The organism is Micromonospora citrea (assembly GCF_900090315.1).
GTDB classification, from domain to species: Bacteria; Actinomycetota; Actinomycetes; order Mycobacteriales; family Micromonosporaceae; genus Micromonospora; species Micromonospora citrea.
The window spans coordinates 6,952,603-6,976,423 of record NZ_FMHZ01000002.1 but is presented as its reverse complement, the minus strand read 5'-3'; the positions used below and the strand labels follow the sequence as shown (position 1 = coordinate 6,976,423).

Annotated in this window: 23 protein-coding genes and 2 pseudogenes; 10 read left to right on the top strand and 15 right to left on the bottom strand. The window is 73.8% G+C overall.

Annotated elements, in window-relative coordinates:
• Positions 1-56: 56 nt before the first annotated feature.
• From GA0070606_RS30980 to GA0070606_RS30970, 3 genes are all read right to left on the bottom strand, one after another.
• Positions 57-515, bottom strand: coding sequence for an Rv0361 family membrane protein (locus tag GA0070606_RS30980; RefSeq protein WP_091108446.1), 459 nt, complete (start codon positions 513-515; stop codon positions 57-59).
• A 246-nt stretch (positions 516-761) separates the two neighbouring features.
• Entirely contained in the window at positions 762-1,409 is a 648-nt protein-coding gene (locus GA0070606_RS30975; protein WP_091106847.1) for a response regulator, read from the bottom strand.
• Positions 1,406-2,362 carry a HAMP domain-containing sensor histidine kinase gene (locus tag GA0070606_RS30970; protein WP_091106845.1) on the bottom strand — a complete coding sequence of 319 codons (957 nt, stop codon included), beginning with the start codon at positions 2,360-2,362 and terminating at the stop codon, positions 1,406-1,408. The genes GA0070606_RS30975 and GA0070606_RS30970 overlap by 4 nt, the downstream gene beginning before the upstream one ends.
• Positions 2,363-2,982: 620 nt before the next feature.
• Here GA0070606_RS30970 and GA0070606_RS30965 point away from each other — a divergent pair.
• The 3 genes from GA0070606_RS30965 to GA0070606_RS30955 are packed head-to-tail and all read left to right on the top strand — an operon-like array spanning position 2,983 to position 5,417.
• A complete protein-coding gene (locus GA0070606_RS30965) occupies positions 2,983-4,509 on the top strand; it encodes a potassium/proton antiporter (protein WP_091106843.1) in 1,527 nt (508 codons plus the stop codon).
• Positions 4,509-4,994: a cation:proton antiporter regulatory subunit gene (locus GA0070606_RS30960; RefSeq protein WP_176737485.1), complete on the top strand. Its 486-nt coding sequence runs from the start codon at positions 4,509-4,511 to the stop codon at positions 4,992-4,994. Before GA0070606_RS30965 ends, GA0070606_RS30960 begins: the two co-directional genes overlap by 1 nt.
• Positions 4,995-5,045: 51 nt before the next feature.
• Complete coding sequence (locus GA0070606_RS30955; protein ID WP_091106839.1) at positions 5,046-5,417, top strand: VOC family protein; 372 nt, start codon at positions 5,046-5,048, stop codon at positions 5,415-5,417.
• Between the two features lie 33 nt (positions 5,418-5,450).
• Here GA0070606_RS30955 and GA0070606_RS30950 read toward each other — a convergent pair whose 3' ends face one another.
• Positions 5,451-6,449 (bottom strand): tyrosine-type recombinase/integrase, encoded by a 999-nt coding sequence (locus GA0070606_RS30950; protein ID WP_091106838.1) that lies wholly within the window; start codon positions 6,447-6,449, stop codon positions 5,451-5,453.
• A 104-nt stretch (positions 6,450-6,553) separates the two neighbouring features.
• Here GA0070606_RS30950 and GA0070606_RS30945 point away from each other — a divergent pair, with 104 nt between their 5' ends.
• Entirely contained in the window at positions 6,554-7,552 is a 999-nt protein-coding gene (locus GA0070606_RS30945) for a helix-turn-helix transcriptional regulator (protein ID WP_091106836.1), read from the top strand.
• 354 nt (positions 7,553-7,906) lie between these two features.
• The gene (locus GA0070606_RS30940) at positions 7,907-9,361 is read left to right on the top strand and encodes a sialidase family protein (RefSeq protein WP_141721898.1); all 1,455 of its coding nucleotides are present in this window, start codon (positions 7,907-7,909) and stop codon (positions 9,359-9,361) included.
• A gap of 101 nt (positions 9,362-9,462) precedes the next feature.
• On the opposite strand, the gene GA0070606_RS30935 is transcribed toward GA0070606_RS30940, so the two are convergent.
• From GA0070606_RS30935 to GA0070606_RS30910, 6 genes are all read right to left on the bottom strand, one after another.
• Entirely contained in the window at positions 9,463-9,888 is a 426-nt protein-coding gene (locus GA0070606_RS30935; protein WP_091106832.1) for an Hsp20/alpha crystallin family protein, read from the bottom strand.
• 35 nt (positions 9,889-9,923) lie between these two features.
• Positions 9,924-10,469, bottom strand: a complete 546-nt coding sequence (locus GA0070606_RS30930) for a GNAT family N-acetyltransferase (RefSeq protein ID WP_218106112.1) — start codon at positions 10,467-10,469, stop codon at positions 9,924-9,926.
• Positions 10,470-10,747: 278 nt separating this feature from the next.
• Positions 10,748-11,266: a DUF2087 domain-containing protein gene (locus tag GA0070606_RS30925; protein ID WP_091108444.1), complete on the bottom strand. Its 519-nt coding sequence runs from the start codon at positions 11,264-11,266 to the stop codon at positions 10,748-10,750.
• 294 nt (positions 11,267-11,560) lie between these two features.
• The gene (locus tag GA0070606_RS30920; protein ID WP_091106828.1) at positions 11,561-11,956 is read right to left on the bottom strand and encodes a cupin domain-containing protein; all 396 of its coding nucleotides are present in this window, start codon (positions 11,954-11,956) and stop codon (positions 11,561-11,563) included.
• 57 nt (positions 11,957-12,013) lie between these two features.
• Positions 12,014-12,646 carry a response regulator gene (locus tag GA0070606_RS30915; protein WP_091106826.1) on the bottom strand — a complete coding sequence of 211 codons (633 nt, stop codon included), beginning with the start codon at positions 12,644-12,646 and terminating at the stop codon, positions 12,014-12,016.
• Positions 12,643-13,842 carry a sensor histidine kinase gene (locus tag GA0070606_RS30910; RefSeq protein WP_091106825.1) on the bottom strand — a complete coding sequence of 400 codons (1,200 nt, stop codon included), beginning with the start codon at positions 13,840-13,842 and terminating at the stop codon, positions 12,643-12,645. The genes GA0070606_RS30915 and GA0070606_RS30910 overlap by 4 nt, the downstream gene beginning before the upstream one ends.
• 229 nt (positions 13,843-14,071) lie before the next feature.
• On the opposite strand from GA0070606_RS30910, the gene GA0070606_RS30905 reads away from it, so the two are divergent.
• The 3 genes from GA0070606_RS30905 (at position 14,072) to GA0070606_RS30895 (ending at position 17,374) form a co-directional block, all read left to right on the top strand.
• The gene (locus tag GA0070606_RS30905) at positions 14,072-15,091 is read left to right on the top strand and encodes an ABC transporter permease (RefSeq protein ID WP_245724887.1); all 1,020 of its coding nucleotides are present in this window, start codon (positions 14,072-14,074) and stop codon (positions 15,089-15,091) included.
• Positions 15,088-15,768 (top strand): ABC transporter ATP-binding protein, encoded by a 681-nt coding sequence (locus tag GA0070606_RS30900; protein WP_091106821.1) that lies wholly within the window; start codon positions 15,088-15,090, stop codon positions 15,766-15,768. Before GA0070606_RS30905 ends, GA0070606_RS30900 begins: the two co-directional genes overlap by 4 nt.
• A gap of 139 nt (positions 15,769-15,907) precedes the next feature.
• Entirely contained in the window at positions 15,908-17,374 is a 1,467-nt protein-coding gene (locus tag GA0070606_RS30895; protein ID WP_245724886.1) for a hypothetical protein, read from the top strand.
• 311 nt (positions 17,375-17,685) lie between these two features.
• Here the strand turns inward: GA0070606_RS30895 and GA0070606_RS30890 are convergent, their stop codons facing one another.
• Both GA0070606_RS30890 and GA0070606_RS30885 read right to left on the bottom strand, forming a co-directional pair.
• Entirely contained in the window at positions 17,686-18,282 is a 597-nt protein-coding gene (locus GA0070606_RS30890) for a hypothetical protein (RefSeq protein WP_091106819.1), read from the bottom strand.
• 174 nt (positions 18,283-18,456) lie between these two features.
• Positions 18,457-19,155, bottom strand: a complete 699-nt coding sequence (locus tag GA0070606_RS30885) for a class I SAM-dependent methyltransferase (RefSeq protein ID WP_091106817.1) — start codon at positions 19,153-19,155, stop codon at positions 18,457-18,459.
• A 430-nt stretch (positions 19,156-19,585) separates the two neighbouring features.
• On the opposite strand from GA0070606_RS30885, the gene GA0070606_RS30875 reads away from it, so the two are divergent.
• Positions 19,586-20,326 (top strand): alpha/beta hydrolase, encoded by a 741-nt coding sequence (locus tag GA0070606_RS30875; RefSeq protein WP_091106814.1) that lies wholly within the window; start codon positions 19,586-19,588, stop codon positions 20,324-20,326.
• Between the two features lie 379 nt (positions 20,327-20,705).
• Here GA0070606_RS30875 and GA0070606_RS34100 read toward each other — a convergent pair.
• A pseudogene (locus GA0070606_RS34100) lies at positions 20,706-20,807 on the bottom strand (hypothetical protein); the annotation flags it as partial.
• Positions 20,808-21,455: 648 nt separating this feature from the next.
• Here GA0070606_RS34100 and GA0070606_RS30865 point away from each other — a divergent pair.
• Positions 21,456-22,721 (top strand): MFS transporter, encoded by a 1,266-nt coding sequence (locus GA0070606_RS30865; protein ID WP_218106110.1) that lies wholly within the window; start codon positions 21,456-21,458, stop codon positions 22,719-22,721.
• 142 nt (positions 22,722-22,863) lie between these two features.
• On the opposite strand, the pseudogene GA0070606_RS30860 reads toward GA0070606_RS30865, so the two are convergent.
• Positions 22,864-22,971 (bottom strand): annotated as a pseudogene (locus GA0070606_RS30860) (DNA mismatch repair protein MutT); the annotation flags it as partial.
• A 364-nt stretch (positions 22,972-23,335) separates the two neighbouring features.
• Complete coding sequence (locus tag GA0070606_RS30855) at positions 23,336-23,815, bottom strand: endonuclease domain-containing protein (RefSeq protein WP_176737484.1); 480 nt, start codon at positions 23,813-23,815, stop codon at positions 23,336-23,338.
• Positions 23,816-23,821 lie beyond the last annotated feature (6 nt).

Sequence of the window (23,821 nt, the reverse complement as noted above, 5' to 3'; positions counted from 1 at the left end):
GCCCCGGTGCGCTGTCCCATGGACGTTCACCGGGCGCTCCTCACCGAGAGGCCGACTCAGTACGGGTCGCCGCACACCCGCCAGTCCCCGTCCTCGCGCACCACCGACAGCTTCCGCTCCTCGGTCAGGCCGCTGTCGCGGGTCAGCCGCACCGCCACCGTGCCGTGCGGGCGGCCGCCCCGCGTCGCCACCGACACGTCGAGGATCTCGTAGCCGCTGACCAGCGGCGGGGTGCGCAGCCAACTGGTGAACCCGATCGGGCTCCACCGGCTGCGTGCGTCGGCGCACAGCCGGTCGTACGCGCCGTCGGTGTCGCCCGCGGCGACCGACCGCAGGAACCCGTCGGCGGTCTCCCGCACCGGGCCGCTGGCCTGCGTGACCACCTGCACGTTCCAGGCGCCCAGCCCGGCCACCCCGACGCAGCACAGCAGCACGGCGACGCCGGCGAACACCAGCCCGGCGCGCACCGGGCGGCCCCGCCGGGCCGGCCGGTTCCATGGCTGCTCAGCCCCCACCCGTCGACCGTAGAGAACCGGCGGGGCCGCCCGCAGGAAGTCGGCCGGGTCGCCCTGCCGTGGCCGGCCCTCGGTGCCGGCGCCCGGCGCGGAGTCACGCCGGTCACGGGCCGGACCGGCCCGGTCGCCCGCCACGGCCGACCCTCGGTGCACCCGCCCCCGGCACGAAGTCCGGGGGCGGTGCGCCCGGGTGACGCGCAGCATCACGCCGGCGAGCACCGCCCGGATCCGCCGCCGCGGTGCCGCTCACGGCTCGATCAGGCCGGCCCGGATGGCGTAGCGGGTCAGTTCGAGCCGATCCCTGAGGCCGAGCTTCTGCAGCAGGTTGGCCCGGTGCCGTTCGACGGTCTTGACGCTGATGAACAGCAGGCGGGCGATCTCCTTCGACGAATGGCCCTCGGCGACGAGCTTGAGGATCTCCTCCTCCCGTTCGGTGATGGCCCGGGCCGGCAGGCTCTCGCCCCGGGCGGTGCGTTCCAGGTAGGTGCGGATCAGGGCGTTGATCGCGCCGGGATAGAGGAACGGCTCGTCGCGTACGGCCGCACGGCAGGCCTCCACCAGGTCCCGGTCGGCGACGGACTTGAGCACGTAGCCGTTGGCGCCGACCTTGAGCGCCTCGAAGAAGTACTGCTCGTTGTCGTACATCGTCAGGATCAGGATGCGCAGGTCCGGCTGTTGCCGGGACAGCTCCCGGGCCGCCTGCAGGCCGGTCATCCGCGGCATGGCGATGTCGAGGATGGCCAGGTCGGGGCGCTCGGACCGGGCCAACGCGACGGCCTCGGCGCCGTCGCCGGCCTCGGCCACGACCGTCAGGTCCGGTTCGCTGTCGAGGATGAGCCGGACCCCGCGGCGCACCAGGGCGTGGTCGTCGGCGAGCAGGATACGGGTCGTCACGGGCGGCCCTCCCGGACGGTCGCCGGCACCCGCAGCCGCACCTCGGCGCCGCCCGCCGGGGCCGGGGTCACGGCGAGCTGGGCGCCGATGAGCAGGGCCCGCTCCCGCATGCCGCGGATTCCGGCGCCCTCGGCCGCGTCGCCGATGCCCCGGCCGTCGTCGCGGATCCGCAGCAGCACGTGGTCGGGGCGACCGGCCAGCCACACCTCGACGGTGGTGGCCCTGGCGTGCCGGACGGTGTTGGTGAGCGCCTCCTGGGCGACCCGGTAGACCACCAGTTCGGCCTCGTCGTCGAGGGCGGGCAGGTCGGCGCCGAGGTGCTGGCGCACCGTCAGCTCGGTGTGCCCGGTGACCTCGGTGACGAGCGCCTTCAGTGCGCTGATCAGGCCGAGCTCCTCCAGCACCCCCGGGCGCAGCCGCCGGGCGATGCGGCGGATCTCGTCGAGGCTGTCGCGGGTGGTCTCCTGCACCTGGGCGAGCTGCGCGCGGACGGGGTCGGGCGCCTGCCGGGCGACCTGCTTGAGTTCGAGCAGGACCGCGGTCAGCGTCTGGCCGACCTCGTCGTGCAGCTCCTGGGCGATGCGGCGGCGCTCGGCCTCCTGGGCGGACAGGGCGGCGGCGGCGCTGGTGGCCCGCTCGGTCTCCAGGCGGTCGACCATGGCGTTGAAGGTGCGGATCAGATCCGCGATGTCGGCCTGCCCGGCCGGGACCGGACGCGGCTCCGGCTGGAGCAGGTCGATGGTCGTCATGGCCCGGGTGAGCCGGTGCAGGGGCGCCAGGCCGACCCGCAGGAGCACGGCGTTGGCGACCAGCATCGCGGCGAGGCCCGCCGTCAGGACGACGGCCTCGGTGAGCAGCACCGGGGTGGACACCGTGACCGGCCCGAGCAGGAGCAGCGTGGCGGCGACGAGCACCGCCGCGTTGAGCAGGAAGATCCGCCAGAACAGCGACACGCCGGCCCCTCCCTTCCCGGCCCGGACGCCCCGCCGGCCCGGGCCGGCACCGGCGGCTCCCGGTGGCGCGGCGGGCGGCAGGTGATCGCGTCGCGCGTCGGCCGTCCCCCTCATCATGATCCAGCCTGTCGCACCGCCCACGTGGTGTAAATGCGTGCCCGCACCCATTTATCCGCCCCGGCCTGCGCCGAAATGGGTCGCCCGGCGGGGCGACGGCGGCCAAATGGGTGTCAGCCCCGATGTCGGCCCCCGCGGTGCGGACGACCATGAAGAAGGGCGCGGAAGCGCTCCGGCCCACCCCCGCGTTTCCGGCAGCACCGCCTGCCGGCGGCGCCGCCTTGTCCCGCGTCGAACCCCTCCCGGGAGGATCCGTGCACCGTCACCTGGAGTTGGCCGCACCCGTGCCGCCGGAAACCGTCACCCCCGCCCGGGGGCACCGGCCCACCATCGCCGAGAACGGCCCGCCGGGCGGGCGCCCGTGAGCCGCTGGCCCACCCTGGCCGCGACCGCCATCCTCGTGGTCGCGTTCGCGCCCATCGCGCGGGAGTACGTGTGGCTGCGCCACCTCGCCGCGTAGCCGGCGCCCCGGGCGGGCCCGCCCCGGGGACGAGGGGGCCGACGTGAACCTCGGCGAGCTGTACGTGATGCTGGCGGTCGGCACGGGCGTGGTCCTGGCCAGCGTCGGCGCGGCCCGGCTGGCCAGCCGGCTGGGCATGCCGGTGCTGCTGGCGTACCTCGGCGTCGGCCTGCTGCTGGGCCAGGACGTCGCCGGCTTCCCGTTCGACGACGCGGCCCTGGCGCAGGCGCTGGGCCTGGCGGCGCTGGCGGTCATCCTGGTGGAGGGCGGCCTGACCACCAGGTTCGCCGACGTACGCGGCGTGCTGGCGCCCGCGTCGGTGCTGGCCACCGTCGGCGTCTTCGTCAGCGTCGCGGTCACGGCGGGGGCGGCGTACCTGCTGCTCGACGTCGACTGGCAGATGGCGCTGCTGCTGGGGGCGATCGTGTCGTCCACCGACGCGGCGGCGGTGTTCTCCGTGCTGCGGTCGGTGCCGCTGCCCCGCCGGCTGACGAGCCTCGTGGAGGCCGAGTCGGGCCTCAACGACGCGCCGACGCTGATCCTGGTGCTCACCTTCAGCGCCGCCACCCTCGACACCGTCGCTCCCCTGCCGCTGCTCGGCGCGATGGCCTACCAGCTGGTCGCCGGTGGGGCGATCGGCCTGGCGATCGGTGCGGCCGGGGTGTGGCTGCTGCGCCGGCTGACCCTGCCCACCTCCGGCCTGTACCCCATCGCGACGGTCGCCTGCGGCGTGCTGGCCTTCGCGGTCGCCGGCCTCTCCCAGACCAGCGGGTTCCTCGCCGCCTATCTGGCGGGGCTGGTGCTCGGCAACGCCGGCCTGGCACACCGGCGGGCCACCCACTCGGTCGCCGAAGGGCTGGGCTGGATCGCCCAGATCGGCCTGTTCGTGATGCTCGGCCTGCTGGCCACGCCCAGCGAACTGCCCGCCGCGATCATTCCCGCGATCGTCGTCGGCACGGCCCTGCTGCTGGTCGCCCGGCCCGCCTCCGTGCTGGTCTCGCTGGCCGCGTTCCGCATCCCGCTGCGCGAACAGGCGTTCCTGTCGTGGGCCGGGCTGCGCGGCGCCGTGCCGATCGTGCTGGCCACCATCCCGGTCGTCGCGGGCGCCCCCGGCAGCGAGCAGGTCTTCAACATCGTGTTCGTGCTGGTCGTGGTCTTCACGGTCATCCAGGCGCCCACCCTGCCCTGGCTGGCGCGCCGGCTGCGCCTGGCGGCGCGCGACGTCGGGCCCGACCTGCAGATCGAACTGGCGCCGCTGGACGCCATGGACGCCGACCTCATCCACGTCACCGTCGAGCCCGGCTCCCGCCTGCACGGCGTGTACCTGCCAGAGCTGCGGCTGCCGCCGCCGGCCGCGACCACCCTCGTCGTACGCGGCGACGACACCTTCGTGCCTGACCACCACACCCGGCTGCGTGTCGGGGACCAACTGGTCGTGCTCACCACCCCGCCCGTACGCGAGGCGACCCAGCGGCGCCTGCGGGCCGTCGCGCGCGCCGGGCGGCTGGCCACCTGGTTCGGCGAGACCGGCCAGGCACACACCGCACCAAATTCGGACAGGAGGCAATGATGCAGATCGAACGCGTTCCGCTGCCGGGCATCGGCGTGGGCTACACCGTGCACACCGGCGAGGGGCAGTCGCTCGGGGTCGTCTGCCACCGCGACGGGCGGCGCGACCTCGTCGTCTACGCGTCCGACGATCCGGACACCGTCGAGCGGTCCCTGTCGCTCAGCGCGGCGGAGGCGCAGGAGGTGTCCGAGCTGCTGCACCCGGTCGCCACCGTCGACCACGTCACGCACCTGGAGCGGCGCAGGGAGGCGATCAGCGTCGCGGAGCTGCCGGTCACCGCCGCGTCGCCCTACGACGGCCGGCCCCTGGCCGAGGCCGTCGCGCGGACCCGCGACGTGACCGTCATCGCCGTGCTGCGCGCGGGCCGGACGATCACCGCGCCCGGATCCGGGCACGTCCTCGCCCACGGCGACGTCCTGATCGCGGCCGGCACTCCGGCGGGCATCGGGGCGCTGAGCCGCCTGCTGGCACTCGCGGACCCGTAGCCGCCGCGTACCTGACAGGAGATGTCAGGTACGCGCGGCAGACTGCCCGGCATGACAGTCACCGCCGACATCGCCATGGTCAACCTCGACAGCCCCGACCCCGTCGCCCACGCCGAATTCTGGCAGCGCGTGCTCGGTGGGGAGATCACCCACAGCCAGCCGGAGTACGCGATGGTCACCGCCGGTGGCGTGGCCGTCGGCTTCGGCCTGGTCGAGGGGTACCGGCCGCCGTCCTGGCCGGACGAGGACGCCGGCAAGCGGTACCACCTCGACCTGTACGTCGACGACCTCGCCGTGGCGGAGAAGGAGTTCGTCGCGGCCGGCGCCGCGAAGCCGGAATTCCAGCCCGGCGGCGACCGGTGGGTGGTGCTGACCGACCCGGCCGGGCAGCCGTTCTGCATCTGCCCCCGCCCACAGGGCTGACCGCCGGGCCACGACGCCCGCCGGCGGTTCGGCTCAGCCGCGCCGGCGGGCGCGGGCCGCCCAGATGGCGTACGCCGGATCGCGGTCGAGGTTGTGCCGGTCCCGGTCGTAGCGGCGGGTGGTGCGCGGGTCGGCGTGCCCCATCGCGTCCTGCACGTCCTCCAGGGGGACGCCCTCGGCCCGAGCGGTGGTGGCGAACGCGTGCCGCAGCGAGTGCGGGGACAGCTTCGCCCAGGCCGGGATGCCGGCCGCCCGGGCCAGCCGGCGCACCAGCCGGAACACGGCGTGCCGGTCCAGCCGTGCCCCGGTGGCGGTGACCAGCAGCGGGCCGGTCAGCTCGTGCACCGCCACCCCCTGCGCGGCCGCCCGCTGAGCCAGGTACGCGTCGACCGCGTACGCGGTGCCCGGGGTGAGGGCCCGACGGCGGGACTTGCCGCCCTTGCCGACGAAGCGGACGCTGCGGTGGCCCCGCTCGGCACCGAGGTCGGTCAGGTCGAGCGAGACCAGTTCCCCGACGCGCAGCCCGAGGTCGGCAAGCAGCGCGATCGCGGCCCGGTTGCGGGCGGCGGTCGGCCCGGTGTCGGCCTCGGCGGCGGCGACCAGGGCGTCCACCTCCTCGGGGCTGAGGCCCACCGTGGCGGAGTGGTCACGGTCGACGCGCGGCCGGTCGGCTCCGGCCACCGGATTGGCCTCGACGGCGCGGAGCTTGACCAGGAAGTCGTACCAGCTCGACAGGGCCGAGAGCCGGCGGGCGACCGTGGCCGGGGTGAGCGGCTTGCCGCTTCGCGTGGCCAGCGTCGCCTCCAGCGCCCGGGCGTACTCGTTCACGTGCAGGAAGTTCGCGTGCAGCGGATCCAGTTCGCGGGTGGCGCACCAGTCGAGCCATCCGGCGACGTCCCGCCGGTACGCGTCGCGGGTGTGGTCGGACAGCCGCCGGTTGCGCAGCCACGCCTCGGTGAAGTCGATGGGCCCGCCGGGCAGGGCCGGCGCGGGCGACCGGTGGGACCACGCCGGAGCGTTCGGGGACAGCATGTGAAAAAGGTTCTCAGCTTCGGCTGGCAAACGGGAGGAGGCGCGCCCGACGCGATCGACACCGCCGCCCGGCTTCTCGGCTCCCCGCCCGGTACGGTCGGCCCGTGCGCGCGAGTCGGCTGGTGTCCCTGCTGCTGCTTCTGCAGACCCGGGGCCGGATGACCGCCCCGGAACTCGCCGAGGCCCTGGAGGTGTCGGTACGCACCGTATACCGGGACGTGGAGTCGCTCGGCGCGGCGGGCGTGCCCGTCTACGCCGACCGCGGCCCGGCCGGCGGCTACCGGCTGCTCGACGGCTACCGCACCCGGCTGACCGGGTTGACCGCCGGCGAGGCGGAGGCGCTGTTCCTGGCCGGGATGCCGGGCCCCGCCGCCGAGCTGGGGCTCGGGTCGGTGCTCGCCGCCGCCGAGCTGAAGCTGCGCGCCGCGCTGCCGGCGGAGCTGGCCGACCGGGGCGGGCGGATCCGGCAGCGCTTCCACCTCGACGCCCCCACCTGGTTCCGGGAGCCCGAGCCCACTCCGCACCTGGCCGAGCTGGCCCGGGCGGTGTGGGAGGACCGGCTCGTGCGGGTGCGCTACCGGCGGTGGAAGACCCCACGCGAGGTGACCAGGACGCTCGCCCCGCTGGGCGTGGTGCTCAAGGCCGGCCGCTGGTATCTGGTGGCCGACGCGGACGGTCAGGTGCGCACCTACCGGGTCGGCGCGGTGCTGGAGCTTTCCGTCCTCGACGAGCGGTTCGACCGGCCGGACGGCTTCGACCTCGCCCGCTGCTGGCAGGAGCACGCCGACCGGTACGAGCGGGGCGTGTACCGCGACGAGGCGCGGGTGCGGATGACGACGGCCGCGCTGGAGCTGGCGACGTACGTCCTGCCGCCGGCGATGAGCCGGGCGGCGCGGGCGGCGGCGTCGGCGCCGGACCGGGCCGGATGGGTGCGCACGACCGTGCCGATCGAGTCGGTTAAGCACGGCCACGTGGAGCTGCTCAAGCTCGGCGCGCAGGTGGAGGTGCTCGGCCCGGCCGAGCTGCGCGACCGGTTCGCCGCCACCGCGCGCGCCCTGGCGGCGCTCTATCCGGACCGGACGGAGGACGCCCCCGCGCCCTGACCCCGACCGCCCCGGCGTCAGGGCCCGCCGAGCGGCCCGGCCTCCGCTGTGGACGCCTGCCTGCGGGCGGCCTGGCCCGGTCCGTGCCGGCGCTCGGACGCCGACCCCACGAGAAGGAAAAGAACACCGGTCGAGTCGGCGTCCGGCGGCACAGACGCCCTGCTCCGGGTGCCTGCGCGCGGCCACCGCACACGATCCGTTTCCTGAGCCGTCGGTCAACGGGCACACGGGATCGAGGGTCCGGCGGTAGCCTGCCGAATATCCCTTTCCGGCCCTCCGGGCGGCGTCCCCGCCAACCCCGGTGAGGCAGCACTGTCCACTGTGGACGTGCCGAGAGAAGATGAAGGAAGGTCCGTGATCCGACGCTCCAGGGCTCTGATGTCCGCGACGGCCGTCCTGCTCGCCTGCGCCGTCGCGCAGCCCGCTGCCGCGCAAGGCCCGACACCCTCCGCGGCTGCCATCGTCCGGCCGGTCTCGGGCGTCAGCCCACTGCCGGCAGGCTGCGGACTTCCCCCGGCCGACGGCTACACACTGAACCCGAACACCGAGGCCCTGCCCGTGGTGGCGCGGGACCCGAAGCGTCCGTGGCACCTGGTCACCGTGTTCCAGCAGGACCGTTGGAACCGGTACGGCAGCAACGGCGCGGTCACCGCCGTGTCGGACGACTTCGGCCTGAGCTGGAAGCGGTCGCGGAACCTGCCCGCCTTCTCCCGCTGCACCGGCGGCACGGCCGCCAACGGCGGCGACTACGACGTCACGACCGACCACTGGATCACCGTCACCCCGTCGGGCACCGCGGTGGCCGCCGCCTTCTCGCTGTCCCGCGCCGGCGACGTGACCGCCATCCTGGTGGCCCGCTCCGCTGACGGCGGCCAGACCTGGGACGCCCCGGTCAACCTGCAGCGCGACGACAACCCGCGGTTCTTCAACGACCGCCCCACGGTCACCGCCGACCCCTACCGCCCCGGCGTGGTCTACGCGGTGTGGGACCGCGTCGACAGCACGGAGGCGGGCTGGGTGCAGCCGATCTACCTGGCGAAGTCGACCGACGACGGGCGCACCTGGACCACCAGCAAGGTGTACGACTTCCCCAACAACAGCGGCGCCATCGGCACCCAACTGGTGCCCCTCCCGGACGGCACGCTGCTGATGGGCATGCACTACGAGACCAACACCGAATCCGCCACCCAGGTCATCCGCTCGACCGACGGCGGCCGGACGTGGTCGGCCCCGACGCTGGACGTGCCGGCCCCCTTCGCGGTGGGCCCCCGCATCCCGGATCCGGACAACTCCGGTGACCCGCTGCGCAACGCCTCCCTGCCGCTGCTGGCCGCCCGGCCGAACAGCCAGGTGGTGGACGCCGTCTGGCAGAGCCAGGCCGCCGACGGCACCTTCCACGTCGACCACTCCCGGTCGACGGACGGCGGGAGGAACTGGTCCGCACCGATCCGGGTGGACAAGACGCCGACCGGGTCGGCCGCCGTACCGGTCGTCGCCGTCGCCGAGGACGGCACCGTCGCCGTCACCTACTACGACTTCCGCAACAACACGCCCGACCCCGCCACCCTGCCCACCGACCTCTGGGCCGTCACCTGCGAGAACGACTGCACGCGGCCCGGGGCGTGGCGCGAGCAGCACGTCGAGGGGCCGTTCGACGCGCGGAAGTTCCCGGCCACGAGCGCGGGACGCATGATCGGCGACTACACCGGCCTGGTGTCCAACGGTGGCGCCTTCGTGGCCGTGTACGGCGTCACCACCGACAACGCCACCAACCCGGTGGACGTCCACAGCGCGATCTTCGCCCGCTGAGGCGGCCGGCCGCCGCCGCGGCGCGCTCCGTTCGGCGGCGGGCTCACCGCGACGCGCCCGGGGCGGGGGACCACACCCCCGCCCCGGGCGCGTCGCGGTGGTCAGGCGCTGATCTCCTTGCGGTCGTTGCCGTTGGCCGTGATGGTGACCCGGCGGGGCTTGGCCCGCTCGGCAACCGGGATACGCAGGGTCAGCACGCCGTGCTCGTAGCCGGCCTCGAGCTTGTCGGTGTCGAGGGTGTCGCCGAGGAACAGCCGCCGCGTGAAGGTGCCCATGGGGCGCTCGGCGGCCACCAGCTCGACGTTGTCGCCGGTCGGCCGGCGCCGCTCCGCCCGGACGGTCAGCACGTTGCGCTCCACGGTGCAGTCGATGCTGTCCGGGTCGACGCCCGGCAGGTCGAACGCCGCGTAGAACCAGTCCCCGTCGCGGTAGGCGTCCAGCGGCATGACCGCCGGGCGGGCGGTGGTGCCGAAGAACTGCTCGGTGAGCCGGTCGATCTCGCGGAACGGGTCGGTGCGCATCAGCATGGTCCTGCCTCCTCGGTTCTCCTGGCCGAAGGTCCTTAGTTGAGTCTGGGCGACTCAACTTCCTCTTCTTGTTTAGCGTGCGGCGCGCAAGTCGTCAACTCGAGGACCTTCTCGAACCAGTGCTGCGCGTACGGGCCGTGGCTGAACGCCGGGATCTCCCGGTAGCCGTGCCGGGCGTACAGGGCACGGGCCTCGACCAGGTCGCTGCGGGTGTCCAGCCGGATGCGGGTGATCCCGGCGGCCCGGGCCCGCTCCTCCACGGCCGCGAGCAGCGCCGCGCCGCCGCCGTGACCGCGGTGCGCCGGGGCCACGTACACCCGGGTGAGCTCCGCCCAGTCGGGCCGGAACCGCAGGCCCGCGCACGCGGCCGGACGGCCGTGGCGGCGGGCCACGACGAAGAAACCGGTAGGCGCGGTCAGGTCGCCGCTCGGCTCGTCGGCCATCGCCGCCACGACCTCGCCCGGGCGGGCCGGGCGGTCATGATAGCGGGCGACCAACTCCTCGTAGTAGGCCTCGATCAGGGCAACCGCGTCGGGATGGTCGGGGTGGGTCGGGAGGACCGCCCAGTCTGTCGTCGTCACCCGTTGATCATCGCGGGTGGGGCGACCGGTTATCCGCGCCGGCGGCGCCCGGTACACCTCCGCCGCACGGGCCGGGCGGGCCGGCGCCGTCGGCGCGGCGGCAGGCCGGTCAGGCGCGGCAGGCCGGGAGCAGGGGCACGAGCGCCGCGGCCACCGCCAGGTGCATCGCGCCCAGGAGAGCGTGAACATCAGGTCAGGGGCGCCGCCCGGCACGCACGAGGTCATGCGCCGAGGCTGACAAGGCGCTGCGGAGACAGACGGGTTCGCGACGCGGACGATCAGTCGCCGACGCGCCAGTAGACACCCCCGTCGCGGGCCAGGAACCCTTCGTCGATCAGGTGCCGCCGCACGGTCACGTGGTCGGACCCGCCGCCGTCGCACCAGCCCCGCAGCACGTCGTCCACCGCCCGCTCCGGATAGCGCACCCCGGGCTCGAAGGACGTGGCCACGCGGGCCAGCACCACCCGCCGCCGGCCGCGCTGCGCCGGCAGGCCGACCAGCGTGTCGTCGCGCACGAACGTCCGCAGCACCCGGTCGGCGGGCTCCCCCTCCGGGCGAGGGGCCGCGGGCGTGCGGGCGGCCTCGCGCAGCCGCGCGACGTCCACTCGCAAATCGCCGTCGCCGCCGGCCACCAGGCCCGCGTCGACCAGCCGCCGCAGCGCGGTGACGACCTGCCGCGCCGCGAGGCCGGTCCGGTCGGCCACCGCCGAGGCGTCGGCGCCGCCCAGCACGATCGCCGCGAAGACCTGCCGCCGTACGTCGTCGGCGAGCGCCCCCGCCAGAGCCTGCGCTGTCATGCCGGCCACCCTGCCAGCAGCCGTACCGCCGCCGCCACGGCATTTCCCGTCGTCCCGCTGGCGGCGGCGGGACGACGGGTCGCGCCGCTCCTCGGCGCGTCGCACGATCCGGCGCAGCAGGTCGGCCAGCCCCGCCGCTCGTCGGGGTCGACGGCGGCGCGTGCCTGGGACGGGTCGACGCCGGCGCGCTGGTCCTCCTCGCCTGCGCCGGCACCGCCCACATACCCCGGGTGCGTCGACACACCGCCACGCCGGCACCGCGCGGCGACCCGGTGGCCGCCGCGCGGTGCGCGCTCAGAGCGTGTGGCCCGTGGTCGCGTCCACGTGGTCGGGCACCGGATCGTGCCGGTCCCCGACGCTCAGGGTGCCCGTCGGCTCGAACAGCAGAATCGACGCGCCGCCCGACGACGACGGCCGGTGCTCCACCCCGCGCGGCACCACGTACACCGCGCCACGAGGCAGTACCACCTCCCGCTCGGCGCCCCCGTCGCCGTCACGCAGGGCGATGCGCAACTCCCCCTCCAAGACCAGGAAGAACTCGTCGGTGTCGTCGTGGGCGTGCCAGACGTGCTCGCCGGCGACCTTCGCGACCCGCACGTCGTAGTCGTTGACCCGCGTGACGATGCGCGGGCTCCACAGCTCGGTGAAGCTGGCGAGCGCACCCGCCAGCTCGATCGGCTCGTTTCTCATCCGGCCATCCTGCCCGCGCCGGCGCCTCCTGTCAGCCCTGGGCGGACCACCCGCCCGTCAGCGACGGATCAGCCCGCGGGCCCTGGCGGCGGCCACGGCGGCGGTACGCGAGTCGACCCCGAGCTTGCCGTAGACGTGGACCAGGTGCGTCTTGACGGTGGCCTGGCTCAGGTGCAGCCGCCTGCTGATCTGCTGGTTCGACAGCCCGTCGGCGACGAGCTGGAGGACCTCGGTCTCGCGGCGGCTCAACGCCGTACCCGGGGTGCGCATCCGGTCGATCAGCCGGTGCGCGACCGCCGGGGCGAGGGCCGACCTGCCGGCCGCGGCGGCGCGCACCGCGGCGGCGAGTTCGTCGGGCGGGGCGTCCTTGAGCAGGTAGCCCGTAGCGCCGGCCTCCACGGCGGCGAGGATGTCGGCCTCCGTGTCGTAGGTGGTCAGCACCAGCACCACCGGGCCGTCGGGGCGCCCGGCGATGGCGGCGGTGGCGTCGGCGCCGTGCATGCCCGCGCCGAACTGGAGATCCATCAGCACCACGTCCACCCGGTCCCGGTCGGCGAGCGCGACGGCCTGCTCGGCGGTGGCGGCCTCGGCCACCACCTCGAAGTCCGGTTCGGTCGCGAGAACGGCGCGCAGGCCGGCACGCACGACCGGATGGTCGTCGGCCAGCAGCAGCCGGATCGGTCGGCTCATGCGGTCGCCGGTGTCCCTTCGGTCGTCGGACGGGCGAAGCGGACGGCCAGCGAGGTGCCCCGACCGGGCGCCGACGCCACGGTCAACGTCCCGCCCAGTTCCTCGGCGCGGGCCCGCATCGCCGCCAGCCCGAACCCGCCACCGCCCTCCGCGACGTCGCCGGGCTCGAAACCGCCCCCGTCGTCGGCCACGTCCAGGACCACGCCGTGCCCGCCGTAGCGCAACGTCACCTCGGCGCGGGTCGCACCCGCGTGGCGCACCGTGTTGGCCAGCGCCGACTGCGCGATGCGTAGCAGCGCCACCTCGTGCGGGGTGGGCAGGCGCACCGCCGTACCGTCCAGACGGAAGCGCACGGCCAGCCCGGACCGGGCGGTGGTCGTGGCGCACAACCGGCGCAGCGCCGCGGGCAGCGAGCCGCCGTCGAGGCCGGGTGGGGCCAGGGCGCGGACGAACCGCCGGGCCTCCGCCAGGTTGTCCTGCGCGGTCCGGCGGGCCTGCTCGACGTGGTCGGCGGCGACGCCGACCCGCTCCGGCAGGGCCCGCTGGGCGGCACGCAGCAGGAGTTGGATGCTGGACAGCCCCTGCGCGAGGGTGTCGTGGATCTCGCGGGCCAGCCGCTCACGTTCGGCCAGGACACCGGCGGCGTGCTCGGCGGCGGCCAGTTCGGCTCGGGTGGCCGTCAGCTGCTCGATCAACCGCCGGCGCTGCTCGCTCTCCCGGTACAACGCCTGGTAGCCCAGCACGGTGCCGACCGAGACGCCGGCGCCCAGCACGGGGCCGAGCACCGCCCCGGGCGTGACAGCCCCCTGGTGACCGATCACGCCGCCGACCGCCGCCACGGTCGTCGCGGCCACCGCGAGGACCCCCCACCGCGCCGGCAGCAGGTGCAGGTGCAGCAGGAACAGCGGGAACGCCAGCCACACCCCGTCGGGCGTCAGGCCGAGCAGCACCAGCCACCCGGCGGTCAGCACCGCCAGCCACGCCGCCGCCGCGCGGCGGGACCGGCGCACCGACGGCAGCGCGGCGGCGACCGCGTAGACGACGGCCACCGCCAGCGCCGCGGCGAGCACGGCGGCGCGGTGCGATGCCGGCCCCGCCAGGGCGCGTACGGCGACCACGGCCAGCAGAGCACCGACCAGCAGGTGCAGGCAGACACGCAGCAACCGCAGCGGCCGGGCGAGCGATTCCGGGTTCACGATGCCTCCAGGCTAGGGCGCGCAGGGCCGCCGCCATCAACCAAAGGGTTGATCCTGACCTGCGCACTTCGACGCGCCGGGCCCGATCCGCCGCGCGATGCCGGCCGGCGGGGACCGGGCCAGGGTTGGTGCCGGGTCGCCGCCGCGGCCCTCCCGCCAACGGAAGGCTGATGCGCTCGTGTTCGTCGCGTGGAGAGACCTACGGTTCGCCAGGGGCCGGTTCGCCCTGATGGGCACGGTCGTCACACTGATGACGCTGCTGGTCGTCCTGCTCTCCGGCCTGACCGCCGGCCTGGGCCGGGGCAGCACCTCGGCGATCACCGACCTGCCCGCCGACCACCTCGCCTTCTCCGCCCCCGTCGGTGGGCAGAAGCTCTCCTTCACCGAGTCGACCGTGACGGCGCGGCAGTGGCGGCAGTGGCGCGCCGTGCCGGGCGTGACGCGCGCCGCCCCGCTCGGCATCACCACCACGAGGGTCAGCGCCGGCGACCGCACCGCCGCGCTGTCCGCGTTCGGTGTCGCGCCCGACTCGCGGCTGGCGCCCGGCCCCGTCGGCGCCGGGCAGGCCGTGCTGTCACGTGGCGCGGCCGAGGCCCTCGACGCCCGCCCGGGCCAGGAGGTGGTCGTCGGCGGGCGGCGACTGACCGTGGCCGCGGTGGCCGGCGACGCCTCCCACAGCCACACCCCGGTCGTCTGGACCGACCTGACCGACTGGCAGCGCCTCGCCCCCGGCGCGCCCGCCGACTCCGCCACCGTCATCGCGCTGACCACCGCCGGTGACGTCGACCTGGCCGCCGCCGACCGGCAGGCCGGCACCCGCACCGTCACCCGCGCGGCGGCGCTGTCCGCGATCGGCTCGCACACCGCCGAGAACGGCTCGCTCCAGCTCATGCGCGGCATGCTGTTCGCGATCTCCGCCCTGGTGGTCGGCGCGTTCTTCACCGTGTGGACCATCCAGCGGGGCCCCGACGTGGCAGTGCTGAAGGCGCTCGGCGCCACCACGGGCCACCTGCTGCGCGACGCCCTGGGGCAGGCCCTGGCGCTGCTGCTCGCCGGCACGGCCGCCGGCACCGGGCTGGCGGTGGCGATCGGCGCGGCGGCGTCCGGCACGGTGCCGTTCGCGCTCACCGTCGGATCCGTCCTGCTGCCGGCCGCCGTGATGGTGGTCCTCGGCGCCGCCGGCGCCGCCCTGTCCGTGCGCCGCATCACCTCCGTCGACCCGCTGACCGCCCTGGGGAGCGCCCGATGAGCCTGGACCTGACCGACGTCACCCTCACCTACCCGGACGGCGACGCCCGGCTGACCGCGCTCGACCGGGTCAGCCTGCGCGTGCCGGCAGGCACCACGACCGCCGTCGTCGGCCCGTCCGGCTCCGGCAAGTCGAGCCTGCTGGCGGTGGCCGCCACCCTGATCACCCCCGACTCGGGCCGGGTCGTCCTCGCCGGCGCCGACACCACCGGCCTGAGCCGCCGGCAGGCCACCGCCCTGCGGCGCGAAAAGGTCGGGATCGTCTTCCAGCAGCCCCACCTCATCGCCTCGCTGACCGCCACCGAACAGCTGGAGGTGATCACCCACCTCGGCGGCGGCCCGCGTCGGGCCGGTCGCGAGCGCGCCGCCGAACTGCTGGCCGCGGTGGGGCTGACCGGGCAGGCCGGGCGTCGTCCGCACCAGCTCTCCGGCGGGCAACGCCAGCGGATCAACATCGCCCGTGCCCTGATGAACGACCCGGCGGTGTTGCTCGTCGACGAGCCGACCAGCGCGCTGGACCACGAGCGCGGCGCGGCGATCGTCGACCTGCTCACCGGGCTCACCCGGCAGCGCGGCACCGCCACGGTGCTGGTCACCCACGACCGGGGCCACCTCGACCGCGTCGACGCCGTCGCCGAGATGGTCGACGGCCGGCTGCGCGTACCGACCCGGACCTGAGGCGGTGGGCTGCCCGGTCGGATCGGCCCGCCCAGGACCACCGGCGCCGCGCGGGACCCGGGCGCTGCGCGCCGCCGCCGGGTACGGCAGAGTGGCACCGACGATCGAGGGCGGCCCCACGGGCCGGTACGGGAGGGCGGTGGCCGTGGAAGGTCCGACCGGGGTGGTGTTCCCGACAACCGACGCGGGGCGCAGCACCTCCGCGCTCGGACGGGCGGTCGTCGCCGACGCCCTGCGCGCCGTCGACCCGGTGGGCGCGCACTCGGCCGAACACGAGACCAACTGGCGGCACGGCTACCTCGGGCACTTCCGGCGGCTCGTCGAGGCGGGCCTGCTCTCCCGCGACGCCGCGGTGACGATCGCCCGGGACGGGCTCGCCTCCCTGCACCGGCGCATGACCGTGGTGCGCGCCGACGGCACCGAAACCGGCCTCGCCGAGGTGTTCACCGCCCCCGCCGACGCCGCGCCGCTGCACACGGCGACGGTCGCCGGCACCGCGGAGGCCGAGCGCGAGCTGTCCCTGCCGTACCGGGGCCGGCGGCTGCGCGGCGACGACCTGCACCGCCGGCTCGACGCGTGGGTCGCCGCCGGCGTCGTCGAACCGTCCTGCGCCGACGCGGTACGTGCCGTCATGGCGAACCCGGACTGGCTCGACCTGCGCGACCAGCGCGTCGTGGTGCTCGGGGCGGGCGCGGAGATGGGCCCGCTGCCGTCGGTGCTGCGCTGGGGCGGCGACGTCGTCGCCGTCGACCTGCCGCGACCGGAGATCTGGCGACGCCTGCTGCACACGGCGCGCCGCTCCGGCGGCCGGCTGCACCTGCCGGTGCCGGCCGGCACCGACCCCGACGACGGCGCGCTCGCCGCCCGCGCGGGCGCCGACCTGCTGCACCACCTCCCCCAGGTCGCCGACTGGCTGCTCGGCGTCGACGGCCGGCTCGTGCTGGGCAACTACGTCTACGCCGACGGCGCGACCAACGTTCGGGTCGCCACCGCCGTCGACGCGCTGACGCTGCGGTTGCAGGACCGCCGCGACGACGTGGCGCTCGCGTTCCTGGCCACCCCCACCGACGTCTTCGCCGTGCCCGGCGACGCGGTGCGGCACGCCGAACGGGGCTACGCCGCCCGCGGCATCGTCCGCCGGTCGCTGCGGGTCGCCTCCGGCGGCAGGCTCCTGCACCGCAACTACCCGCCGGACGCCGACCCCGGCGTCAACGACAGCCTCGTCCCGCAGCAGGGTCCCAACTACGCGCTGGCGAAACGGCTCCAGCGGTGGCGGGCGACGGTGGCCCGGGATGCGGGGACGACGGTGTCGTTCGCGGTGGCACCCCCCACCCGCACCCGCTCGGTGGTGCGCAACCGCGCCCTCGCCGCCGCGTACGCGGGCGCGCACCGCTTCGGCATCGAGGTGTTCGAGCCGGCGACCAGCAACACCCTGATGGCCGCGCTCCTGGTGCACGCCCTGCGCACCGGCGGCCCGGCGCTGCCGCACCCCTGGCAGGACGAGGCGTACGGCGCCGCGCACGGCGGGTTGTGGCGGGTGCCGTACGCCCCGCGCAGCGCGCTGGGCCTCGCCGTCCTGCTCGGCTTCGGCGGCGCGCGCGCCTGACCCGCCCGGGCGCACGCTGACCGGGCGTCCGACGGCTCAGCCCAGGTCGAGCCGGCCGGCCAGGCCGGCCCGGGTGAAGGCGTCGACCACCTCGTCTCCGCCCTCGGTGAGGGACGCGGCACGGTGGCTGACCGGACGCCGGCTCACCCCATGCGGGACGGGGCTGCGGGCGGTGCTCCGCGTACGCGTCGCCGCCGCGCGTAACGATGACGTGTGCCGGCCCCTGAAGGCGCGCGGCCTGGTGCAGGTCGTCGGGAACGACCGGTGTCTCCTGGAGAGGCGCGGGTCGGCGTGGGTGAACCGGCCGATCCTTACGCTCTCCGGAACGCGCTGGCCATGCTCTGGGCGTGAGTCCTCACTTCCTTGTCGTCATCTTCCGCCGCGACGGCATCCAGCAGCTCCACGAACATGGGCCATTCGGCATATCCGATGGCCGTGATTCCACTCATGCGCACCTGCGGCGACGAGCTTCGCATCGCTGCGAAGAAGGCGCGCACGTAGGGAGTCGTCGGGCTTTTCGGCGCTCCGATCCCCGACCGCACGAGCGCCAGCCCCTTGCTCTTGGCGGTGCCCGCCGACGTCACCTCATGGAGAAGCTCGTCGGATGTGTGGAAATCCAGGCCCGCGCTCATGAGCTGAGCCACGTGAGGGTCGAGGTCCGAGACGGACTCGCTCGTGATGACCACGTACGCGGTCTTCGCTCTGCTGTCACTCAGATAGCTGAGCCTGACCCCCGGCGACATCTCCGAGGCGACGTGCAGGGCCTTTTTCCGGAAGCCCTTGTCGACCGTTTCACCGATCTTCTGCCATGCCCGCTCGGCGGCGAGCCGCGAAACGGTTGACTCAGAGCCGTTCTGCCGCAGAACGAAGCGACGCGATCGATGGACGGCATCCGTCTTCTGTTTCACTGCCTGTCCTGATGTCTGCGATGGAGGGGTTGGGAATCGACTCCGAAGTCGAGGGTTGATCGTAGTCGGCGGGCGGCCCTGCCGGAGACCCCCGACGCCCTGGCCGTCGCGCCGACGGCATCCCAACGGCTGAAGCAGCGTCGAAAATTTTCGCGGGTGTGCAGCGCGCGGTCGTCAGTGCGCTTCCAGGAGGAAGAAGATGAAGCAGATGAAGGCCGTCCGGTCGCCCAGCTCCGGCGGAAGGAGTTCGCGTGGGGTGTCGGGCGAGAAGGGAGGCTCGCTGATGACCGCGATGCGGAAGCCGGCCTCGCTGAACGCGTCGCTCATCGCGTGCAAGGGCCGGTGCCAGAAGGTCAGCACCGCGCGCTCGTCGCCGAACACGTACTCGTCCGAGTACTGGGTGACGGAGAAGTAGTCGGCGCTGGGATCGCTCGACTCGAGGACGCGGGGGTGGTTGACCGACAGGAGGAGACGGCCACCGGGCTTGAGCACGCGCCGCAGCTCGGACAGCGGCGCCTTCCAGTCCCGCAGGTAGTGCAGCACGAGCGAGACGACGACATCGTCGAACGTGCCGTCGGCGAACGGCAGCGGCAGACTGAGGTCGGCCACCCGCAGGTCGGCGTCCTCACCCAGTCTCTTTCGCGCCAGCTCGACCATGGCCGGGCTGGAGTCGAAACCGCTCATGACGGCACCCCTCGCCCGGAGGGCCTCGAAGAGGGGGCCGGCGCCACACCCCGCATCGAGTATCCGACGACCGCGGACGTCGCCGGCGAGCCTGAGCATCGCCGGTCGCTCGTAGTGGGCGTTGAAGAGGCCCGACTCGTTTTCCTTCGAGTAGCTCTCGGCAAAGCCGTCGTAGTGGTCGGCCCTCATCGAGTCCCCGCTTCTCGGATGCTGGTCGGGCGTGAGGAACCGGTCGATGGTGTCACACGTCGTCGAGTCCAGCTTCGTGCGCAGCTGTCGTCTGCCAACGAGGTCGAGGCATGATCGTGCCCTGAACCGCGGTTCGGGACAGGGCGGGACTCAGGAAGGGAACACCGGGGCCACGTCGTTGGACGTGATCCGGTGAACTCACATCGCACCTGACCGCATGCGGCCTGTCCGTGGCATCCGGCCAGGGAGCCTCCGCAGAAAACACGTTTGGCGGATCACGGTGGCCGCTGCTAGTTTCCGGAGGCCGTGCCAGAGACCGAGGAGGTGGTACCCGTGAACGTTTCGACATGGGTGCTCCCCTCTGGGGTCACGGTCGGGCGATAGGTCGTCCGGGAGCGCCGTTTCGCGAGCACTCCCGAAAGGCACGACCATGCAATTCACTACTGAGCAGCGCCTCGATGACGGCGTCCTCGAGCGCGAGTTCACCCTCGGCGAGATCCCCGGCATCCTGTGGACGCCCGCATCCGCGTCCGCGTCCGCACCGGTCCCGCTGATCCTGCTCGGCCACCCCCCGCTCGGACTGCGCAGGATTTACCCCCGTCTGGTGGCGCGGGCCCGGCACGCCGCGGCGGATGGCTTCGCCGCAGCCACCATCGAGCTCCCCGGCAGCGGTGACCGGCCCCGTTGGGCCGCCGCCGAGCAGGCCCACGCCGATCTACGCCGGGCGCTGGAGGCCGGTGAGCCGGTCAGCGACGAGATCATCGACGCCCTCATCCTCCCGCTCGTCGACAAGGCGGTCCCCGAATGGCAGGCCGCCCTGGATGCCCTCCTGTCGCTGCCCGAGATCGGCGGCCCGGTCGGGTACTCGGGAGGAGTGATCTCCATCGGCGTCCGGCTTGCGGTGGTCGAGCCCCGCATCGTGGCCGCCGGCTTCTTCGCTGGGAGCTTCGTACCGCGCGCCATGTTCGAGGAAGCCCGCCAGGTCACCATTCCGCTGCATGTCCTGCTGCAGTGGGATGACGAAGGCAACGACCGGCAGGCGGCCTTGGACCTGTTCGACGCCTTCGGCTCCAAGGAGAAAACGCTGCACGCCAACATGGGCGGACACACCGGTGTCCCGCAGTTCGCAGGGGAGGACGCGGCCGGGTTCTTCGCCCGGCACCTGCGCTAGCCGCGGGCCGGGGCCCCGCCGCCAGGCCAGCAGCAGGCGGTAGGCGGCGCCGGCCAGCACGCCGCTCACCGAGGGCAGGCCCCGGCCCTCGGCGATGGCGGTGGCCAGCAGATGCAGAGCTCCGCCCCGATCGCGGCGGTACCTCATCGGCGGTACCGGCCGGTCGGGGCGGAACTCTGCTCTTGGCGACCGGCTTGACCTCTGCAAGATCAGCCGTACTTACTTCGGTGTTCCGTCGTAGCTGGCTTAGGCCGTGGCCAGGCCGCGTGACTGCACCTGTCACCTGCCAGTGCAGCAGACCCGGGACATCTACGAGTAGATTTCCGATGTGGACCTTCAGCACCATCGCGAAGGTGGCAGGGAAGGGCACGCAGCGGTCTCTGCCGCCCTTGCCGTCGGTGATCCTGATCCGACAGCCGTCGAGGTCGACGTCGTCGGCGCGGATCGCCACCAGTTCGGCGACGCGCACGCCGGTGAACATGAAGGTGCGGATGAGCATGATGTCGCCGGAGCGGCCACCACGCCACACCTGTGCGTAGAAGGCGCGCAGCTGCTCCTCGGTGGGGACGAATGGCAGCTTCTTCGCCGTGGTGGTGACCTCGACGTCGAGGTCGGCGCGCAGGTGTCGGAACACCTCTTGAGGTATGTGTAGTCCGGGCGTTCGCCGTGTAGGTGTTTGGCCAGCTCGCGGGCCTTACGCTTGGCGGGGGTCCGCAGCTGCGGCGCCGGCTGTTCGGAGGCGCTGACGCTTATCGGAGCATCATCGCCGGGGGGTACGACAAGAGCGTTCCGGGTTCAACCGGAGGCGGAACTTCCCCGGCTTGATCGCGGGCGTCATCCAGGGCTTGTCGATGCGGACGCGGGCGGGAAACGGTCGAAGTTCCACCTCCCGCCGCGTAATCGGAACTTCCCGTCGAGCCGGGCTACGCGCTCCTCGTTCACGTTTCCTCGTCATCGGATAGCCGCCAACCCGTCGACGCCTCCCGAATCCGACCCCACCCATAACCCCATCGCCCCACGCGTCGCCTTCCGATCGGCCTGCCCCGTCGCCTCCCGTCGACCTCATCCGTCGGAACCGCGCCGATGGCGCCGTTCGGCCGGGGTCACGCCTATGGAAAGAAACTTTCTCGTGACGACTACCGTGCCTGCCCGGATCGAGGACCTCCCGCGTTCCCAGGTGCAGCGCCGCATCCTGATCGTCTTGGTCGCCGCTCAGGGCCTCAGCGGCGCCGGCCTGGCGGCCGGCGTGACCGTCGGTGCCCTGCTCGCGCAGGACATGCTCAACTCCACCAGCCTTGCTGGTCTGCCCAGTGCCCTGGGCACCGCCGGTTCGGTGCTGGCGGCCGTCGCCGTCGGGCGCATCTCTCAAGCCCGCGGCCGCCGCCCTGGCCTTGCCGCCGGTTATCTGGCCGGTGCCGTCGGCAGCGCGGGCGTCATCGCTGCCGCCGTCGCCGGCAACCCCGTTCTGCTGTTTTTCGCCCTGTTCGTCTACGGCGCCGGCATGTCCACCAACCTGCAAGCCCGCTACGCCGGAGCCGATCTGGCCGCCCCTGCGCGCCGCGCCCGCGCCGTGTCCACCGTGCTGGTCGCCACCACCCTGGGCGGCGTGGTCGGTCCCAACCTCATCGCGCCCACCGGCGACCTAGCTCACACCCTCGGCATCCCCCACCTGGCCGGGCCGTTCCTTCTCGCCGGTGCCGCTTACGCGATGGCCGCCTTGGTTCTGGCCATCTGGCTGCGCCCCGACCCGCTGTTGCTGGCCCGCGCGCTGAAGGCCGAACGCACCGCCGCGGCGTACGCGCAGCCGGGCGATGCCAGCGGTCGGCCGCGCCCGACGGTCGAAAGGCGCCGCTCCGGGGTGCTGGTAGGCGCGCTGGTCATGGTGCTCACCCAGCTGGCCATGGTCGCGATCATGACGATGACGCCCATCCACATGCACGACCACGGCCACGGCACCGCAGCCCCTGGCCTCGTCATTGGCATCCACATCGGCGCGATGTACTTGCCCTCACCTCTGACCGGCTGGCTCGTCGACCGCTACGACCGCCTCACGATCGCCGGCGCCTCCGGGCTGATCCTGCTGGCCGCCGGAATCGTCGCCGCCAGCGCCCCCGGCGACTCCGTCGCCCCGCTCGCGGTGGCCCTCGCGCTGTTGGGCCTGGGCTGGAACTTCGGCATCGTCACCGGCACCGCGATCGTCACCGATGCCGTTCCGCTGGCCACCCGCGCCAAAACCCAGGGCTTGGTCGACGTCGCCATCGCCATCGCCGGTGCCACTGGTGGCATGGCCTCGGGCTTCGTCGTCGCCGCTGCCGGCTACCCTCTCCTGGCCATCGGCGGCGGCATCCTGGCACTGGCCATCGTGCCGGCCGTCGCCGCCGCGCGTAGCCGATGAGCGCCGCCCACAGCCCGCCACCCTCGCGCAGGCACCGTGTAAGGGGACGTCACCTGCCGGTCGGCGGTGTCGAGAACAAGGGCGGGTCGGCGAAGAACACCGGGACGCCCGTTTCGACCATGAAGCGTGCGTGCGCAGATAGCTCTCGCTTGCCGCCCGGGATGTGGTAGACATCCTTGCCGCGTGAGCGGGAACTGAGGATCGCGCCGTTCTCCAGCCGGATCCAGGCGATTTTGTCGATGACGGTCACGGTGGTCGGTCTCCCCTCGTAGCTGGCCCGTAGCAGGTTAAGCAATCAGGCCAGGCGGGCGCTCGACCAATGCTTCGTCAAGGACGGGACCAGCGCGCGCCAGCGCGACCAGGTACGGCGTTGGCCGCGTGACGTCGGTGGCAGCCGGCGACGCAGCAGCCCACTGATCGGATTCAGTGGGCTGGCTCGCAGATGGCCGGTCCAACACCGCCAACCTCAGTGGGACATCTCAGTTCCGCTGGGACTGGACAGCCGCCCTGCCTCGCCGCCGCATCCGCCTCGCCATCGACCCCTTAGCCCGCCCGCCGATCGCCTATCCCTCTCCCTGCGCCACTCCGTCGCCGGCGGGTGTGAGACAGGCCGTTCAACTTGACGCTCCCGTCCGGGCGCCCTCCCGCGCGAGGAGGTAGCGGGCGGCCGCCATGAGCGCGTCGGGCGACTCCTGGAACGCGCCGAGCCCCATGTTGCATGCGCCGCAGAGCAAACCGCGTACCTGCCGGGAGTTGTGGCAATGGTCCACGACGAGGCGAAACGGCTCGGCGTTCGGTGTGCCGTCAAGTCGTGGCCGGCCCCGGGACCTGACCTTCAGTTCGCTCTCGTGTCTACCGCAGATGGCGCACCGGTAGTCCTGGGCCGCGCGCCGCGCGTCGTACTCCTGTGGCCTGATCCGGTAGAAGGACCAGAGGTTGTCGGCTCGGATCTTGTCCGGATTGGCCCTGCGGTTCCGGTGGTTGTTGGCGCGAGCGTACTCGCGGCACGGGGCACACGAGACCAACTCGCGGCCGGCCTTCAGGAAGCTCTCGATCGGTCGGGTCTTCTCGCACCGACGGCACACTTTGGACACGTAACA